Source organism: Pseudomonas sp. AKS31, from assembly GCF_023634765.1.
Classification (GTDB): domain Bacteria; phylum Pseudomonadota; class Gammaproteobacteria; order Pseudomonadales; family Pseudomonadaceae; genus Aquipseudomonas.
Genome location: NZ_JAMLFX010000019.1, coordinates 50,882 through 57,052, shown reverse-complemented (window position 1 = coordinate 57,052; position 6,171 = coordinate 50,882). Strand labels below are relative to the sequence as shown.

General features: G+C 56.6%; 4 protein-coding genes. 1 reads left to right on the top strand and 3 read right to left on the bottom strand.

Annotated elements, in window-relative coordinates; genetic code table 11:
- Positions 1 to 1,143 precede the first annotated feature (1,143 nt).
- Both clpA and clpS read right to left on the bottom strand, forming a co-directional pair.
- The gene (gene clpA, locus M9827_RS26300; RefSeq protein ID WP_007964841.1) at positions 1,144 to 3,414 is read right to left on the bottom strand and encodes an ATP-dependent Clp protease ATP-binding subunit ClpA; all 2,271 of its coding nucleotides are present in this window, start codon (positions 3,412 to 3,414) and stop codon (positions 1,144 to 1,146) included.
- A gap of 30 nt (positions 3,415 to 3,444) precedes the next feature.
- On the bottom strand, positions 3,445 to 3,828 hold the full coding sequence (clpS, locus tag M9827_RS26295; RefSeq protein WP_011334948.1) for an ATP-dependent Clp protease adapter ClpS: 384 nt from the start codon (positions 3,826 to 3,828) through the stop codon (positions 3,445 to 3,447).
- Between the two features lie 224 nt (positions 3,829 to 4,052).
- Between clpS and M9827_RS27795 the strand changes: the two genes are divergently transcribed.
- Positions 4,053 to 4,358, top strand: a complete 306-nt coding sequence (locus M9827_RS27795; RefSeq protein ID WP_284677002.1) for a cold shock domain-containing protein — start codon at positions 4,053 to 4,055, stop codon at positions 4,356 to 4,358.
- A gap of 82 nt (positions 4,359 to 4,440) precedes the next feature.
- Here the strand turns inward: M9827_RS27795 and icd are convergent, their stop codons facing one another.
- Positions 4,441 to 5,697, bottom strand: coding sequence for an NADP-dependent isocitrate dehydrogenase (icd, locus tag M9827_RS26285; protein WP_034155137.1), 1,257 nt, complete (start codon positions 5,695 to 5,697; stop codon positions 4,441 to 4,443).
- Between the last annotated feature and the right edge of the window lie 474 nt (positions 5,698 to 6,171).

The following is a 6,171-nucleotide window of genomic DNA, read 5'->3' as shown; positions in this document are numbered from 1 at the left end:
GTGCATGCGCATGTTTCAACGGACCGGGTAATCAAGGCTGCCAAAACGAAAAGACCTTGAAAGGGATGGCTCTTACAGCGAGTCACCTTTTCCAAACGCCGAAAAGGTAACCCAAAAGGCTTTGCCCCAGCGTACGGCACTTCGCTGAGGCTCAGTGTTCCCTCGCTACGGTGTCCATTCGGGGGCATCGCCTACGGTTTGCTTCGCTGCACCTCCTCTCGATGAATGCGGCTTCGCCGCACGGCGCTGCGCGCCTACCCCCGGATGAACACCTCCGCTCGGCCTGCCGAAGGGGCAAAAGATCAAGAACCGAAGCAAGATCAAAAGCCAGATCAAAAGCCCCTCACCCTAGCCCTCTCCCAGAGGGAGAGGGGACTGACCGAGTTGTTTGGGAGAACTACGCCGACGTGCGATACCGCGTCGAACTGAGGCTTTGAAAAGCACACAAATCGGCCCCTCTCCCTCCACTCCCGGATGTAGAGGGGACTGACCGGGGTGTTTGGGAGAGGTACGCCGACATGCGATACCGCGTTGAACTCAGGTTTTGAAAAACACACAAATCGGCCCCTCTCCCTCCACTCCCGGATGCAGAGGGGACTGACCAGGGCGTTTGGGAGAGCTACGCCGACATGCGATATCGAGTCGAACTCAGATTCTGAAAAGCCCACAAATCGGCTCCCTCTCCTCGGGGAGAGGGCTGGGGTGAGGGGTGAATCCAACACCGAACAAAAGCCGACCGCATGCTCTTCACCACTCAACAGGATGAGCGTTAGCTCGGCTGCAGCTTTTGATCTTGATCCACGGGCGACGTCGGAAGGCTGAGCGGAGGGATTGATCCGGGGGTGGGAGCGCAGCGACCGTTTGGCGAAGCCAAACACAGCGAGAGGAGGTGCAGCGAAGCAAACCGTAGGCGCTGCGCCCGGATCGATCCCGGAGCGAAGGAACCCCGAGCCCCAGCGAGCGGGCCGCACGTAGGAGCAAGCCTTTTTGGTTACTTTTTCGGCGTCCCTGGAAAAAGTGACGCGCCGAAAGGGCGGAACCCCAAGCAGCCATCACCGCAGCAACGGATATACACCCAAAACCCAAAAACACCAGACAACAAAAAAGGCGCCCGAAGGCGCCTTCCCAATCAACATCAAGCCGTCAGGCCATCTCAGCCGTGGTCTCGAAGTCAAACGTCAACTCACCATCCTTGATGTCGATGTGCACCACACCGCCATGCTCGGCCAGCTCGCCAAACAGAATCTCCTCCGCCAGCGGACGCTTGATCTTGTCCTGGATCAAACGCGCCATCGGACGTGCGCCCATCGCCGAGTCGTAACCACCCGCCGCCAGCCAACTACGTGCAGCATCAGTGACCTCAAGCAGCACACGCTTGTCTTCCAACTGCGCCTGAAGCTCGGTAAGGAACTTGTCCACCACACTTTTGATGACCTCATGACTGAGGCGACCAAACTGGATAATGGTGTCCAGACGGTTACGGAACTCCGGCGTGAAGCTCTTCTTGATCACTTCCATCGCATCAGACGAGTGGTCCTGATGGGTAAAGCCGATCGAAGCACGCGCCGCCGTTTCGGCACCGGCGTTGGTGGTCATGATCACGATCACATTGCGGAAGTCCGCCTTGCGCCCGTTGTTGTCGGTCAGCGTACCGTGGTCCATCACTTGCAACAGCAGGTTGAAAACTTCGGGATGCGCCTTCTCGATTTCATCGAGCAGTAGCACGCAATGCGGCTGCTTGGTGATTGCTTCGGTCAACAGACCGCCCTGGTCGAAACCGACGTAGCCTGGAGGCGCACCGATCAGACGCGATACGGTATGACGCTCCATGTACTCGGACATATCGAAGCGAACCAGTTCAATCCCCAAGGCCTTGGCCAATTGCCGCGCAGCCTCGGTTTTACCGACACCGGTGGGACCTGCGAACAGGAACGAACCGACTGGCTTGTCAGGCGATTTAAGCCCGGCGCGCGAAAGCTTGATCGCGGTCGACAGCGAATCGATCGCCGCGTCCTGACCAAACACCGTCAGTTTCAGGTCACGCTCCAGGTTACGCAGCAGCTCTTTATCGGAACTGGTGACGTGCTTCGGCGGAATCCGAGCGATTTTCGCCACGATGTCTTCGACCTGCGGCACTTCGATACGCTTGACGCGCATTTCGACCGGTTGCAGACGCTGGTAGGCACCCGCCTCGTCAATTACGTCGATGGCCTTGTCCGGCATATGCCGGTCGTTGATGTAACGCGACGCCAGCTCAGCAGCGGCGCGCAACGACTCATCGCTGTATTCGATATTGTGGTGCTGCTCGAAACGCCCTTTCAGGCCGCGCAGGATGCCGATGGTGTCTTCCACCGACGGCTCGACGACATCGACCTTCTGGAAGCGACGCGCCAAGGCACGATCCTTCTCGAAGATGCCGCGGAACTCCTGGAACGTGGTCGAGCCGATGCAGCGAATGTCGCCAGACGACAGCAGCGGTTTGAGCAGGTTCGAAGCATCCATCACGCCACCGGACGCAGCGCCGGCACCGATGATGGTGTGGATTTCGTCGATGAACAGGATCGCCTGCGGACGTTTTTTCAGTTCATTGAGCAGCGCCTTGAAGCGCTTCTCGAAATCACCGCGATACTTGGTGCCCGCGAGCAAAGCACCAAGGTCGAGCGAGTAGACAACGCTGTTGGCCAGCAGGTCCGGCACCTGGTTGTCGACAATGCGCTTGGCCAGACCTTCGGCAATCGCGGTTTTACCCACGCCTGCTTCACCAACCAGCAGCGGATTGTTTTTGCGCCGACGCGCGAGAATCTGCGCGACACGCTCGACTTCCGATTCACGGCCGACCAACGGGTCGATGCGACCCTGGCGCGCGAGTTCGTTGAGGTTGCTGGCATAAGCATCCAGAGGATTGCCTGAAGAAGAAGACTCACCGCCCTCGTCGTCCTGCATATCTTGTTCACCTTCAGAGTGATCGCCATGCCCCGGCACTTTGGAAATGCCATGAGCGATGTAATTGACGACATCGATGCGCGCAACGCTCTGCTGTTTCAGCAGGAACACTGCCTGACTCTCTTGCTCACTGAAGATTGCGACCAGCACGTTAGCGCCAGTCACTTCGCGTTTGCCCGAGCTCTGTACGTGGAAAACAGCACGTTGCAGTACACGCTGGAAGCCCAGGGTTGGCTGGGTTTCGCGATCTTCGTCATGAACGGGGATCAATGGCGTGGTGGAGTCGATGAACTCCTGCAGGTCATGCTTGAGTTTGTCGAGGTTTGCGCCACAGGCACGCAAAACGGTGGCGGCAGCCTCATTGTCCAATAGGGCCAGCAAAAGGTGTTCGACGGTCATGAATTCATGACGTTTCGAACGAGCCTCTTTGAAGGCTAGATTGAGGGTGACTTCGAGCTCGCGGTTTAACATAGCTTCACCTCATACCCAAGTGGTCGGCGATTAACCGTCCTTCTCGATTTCACAGAGTAGCGGATGCTGGCTTTCCCTGGCGTACTGGTTGACCTGCATGGCCTTTGTCTCGGCGATGTCGCGGGTAAACACTCCACATACTGCCCGCCCTTCTGTATGGACGGCCAGCATGACCTTGGTCGCCAGCTCGCGATTCAGGTTAAAAAACACCTCGAGCACTTCGACGACGAAATCCATCGGTGTGTAGTCATCGTTGAACAAAACCACCTTGTACATCGGCGGCGCCTGTAACGCAGGCTTTGCTTCCTGAACAGCAACGCCTGCCGAATCGTCGTCGTGCTCCTGTGGAAGATCCTTTTGGAGAAGCGGGCGATCCTGATTGAATGTTAGTCGAATCTGGCTGATTGCATGCATGGAAAGAAAGGTTCGTCAGTTGTGCAAATACAGTGGTGGGGGCGGTTGTCCACGTTTTCAACTCCGACTGCCCGGTCACCTTGACTATCGGGAAAACGGTGTTACAACCAATAGAGCCCACAGTGGGTAAAAAAGATCCGCGGAGTCAATTCTTTTCACGAATAAGATTGCGGATGAATTGGATGATACTCCAGCGATGGAGTCTGTTGCAGAGGGATTTGAGCATGGCTGTCGGCAAGGTGAAATGGTTCAACAATGCCAAGGGGTTCGGCTTTATCAATACCGACACCCGTGAAGGCCGCGATGAGGATGGCAAAGAGATTGATTTCTTTGCGCACTACTCCGCGATTGAGATGGACGGATATAAAACCCTCAAGGCCGGACAAACCGTGGTTTTCGATATTGTTCAAGGCCCCAAGGGGCTGCATGCCGTAAAAATCACAAACGTCATCACCGAACCATCCAGTCCAGCCGAGAGTGCTGCTGTCGGCGCGGCTGCCGCAGCCGCAAACGCCAAAGCAATGAGTTGACTGATTTTCACCTGAATATCCCAAGCAATAAAAAACCGCCTGACTCACTGAAGAGTCAGGCGGTTTTTATGTGCCCGCGCTTTTACATATGCGAAATCAACGCATCCCCAAAACCCGAAGACGAAACCAGCTTGGCCCCATCCATCAGACGCTCGAAGTCATAGGTCACGGTCTTGGCACCAATGGCGCCGTTGGTGCCTTTGATGATCAGATCCGCCGCTTCCGTCCAGCCCATGTGGCGCAGCATCATCTCGGCCGAGAGAATCAGCGAACCCGGGTTGACCTGATCCTTGCCGGCGTACTTCGGCGCGGTACCGTGGGTCGCTTCGAACATCGCCACGGTGTCGGACAGGTTGGCACCCGGCGCAATACCGATACCGCCCACTTCCGCCGCCAGGGCATCAGAAAGGTAGTCGCCGTTCAGGTTCAGGGTCGCGATCACATCGTATTCGGCCGGGCGCAGCAGGATCTGCTGAAGCATGGCGTCAGCGATGGCGTCTTTGACCACAACGTTCTTGCCGGTTTTCGGGTTTTTGAACTGCATCCACGGGCCGCCGTCGAGCAGGGTCGCGCCGAATTCTTCAGCGGCCACTTCGTAGGCCCATTCCTTGAAGGCACCTTCGGTGAACTTCATGATGTTGCCTTTGTGCACGATGGTCAGCGAATCGCGGTCGTTATCGACCACATATTGCAGGGCCTTGCGCGCCAGACGCTTGGTGCCTTCGAGCGAAACCGGCTTGACGCCGATGCCGCAGTTTTCGTCGAAACGGATCTTGGTGACGCCCATTTCTTCTTTAAGGAACTTGATGACCTTGGTGGCTTCCGGCGAGCCGGCCTTCCACTCAATGCCCGCATAAATGTCTTCGGAGTTCTCGCGGAAAATGGTCATGTCGACGTCGCCAGGCTTTTTCACCGGGCTCGGCACGCCTTCGAACCAGCGCACCGGGCGCAGGCAGACGTACAGGTCGAGTTGCTGACGCAGGGCCACGTTCAGCGAGCGGATGCCGCCACCGACCGGGGTGGTCAGCGGGCCTTTGATGGAAACCACGTAATCCTTGACTGCGTCCAGGGTTTCCTGAGGCAGCCAGGTGTCCTGATCATAAACCTGAGTGGCTTTTTCCCCGGCGTAGACTTCCATCCAGGAAATCTTGCGTTTACCGCCGTATGCCTTTTGAACTGCAGCATCGACAACCTTGATCATCACCGGGCTGATGTCGACACCAATGCCGTCACCTTCGATGAAGGGGATGATCGGGTTATCAGGAACATTGAGAGAATGGTCTGCATTGACGGTGATTTTGTCGCCGACGGCTGGAACCTGAATCTTCTTGTAACCCATGCTGAACTCCATTGTTTGGATTGAACATCTGGCTTGGTTCGAGCGTAACCCAGTTAAATCAACACGCAAACCCTCTGTTCGTGGCGCGCCTACATCTCGTTTCGTACAAGCCTGAAAGCAAAGGGAAAAGCGCCAAACTCAAGCATTCGCGACGACTCTACGCCCCACCCCGCCCTGCGACCTTTAGACCAATGGACGAGAATCGTTGCATATGAACCATCGGCAGATTGCCAGCTACCTATGTATAATGCCGCCCGCTGACCACAGGGTCACGACGGCTGGCCTCTCTAGCACGAGACTTTCCGCCTGATTGGTCGGGTTGTTACCGCAGTCCGACTGCTTGACGCTCTACTGATGCACCCAACATCACCGCGAAGAATCTCGACATTCGGTTCATGGATGACTTTGAACGAACGCGCTTACCCGGCGCCCCTCGAGTTTCTGCGCACGCTTTAGCAAAGAAGAGAGAGTTAA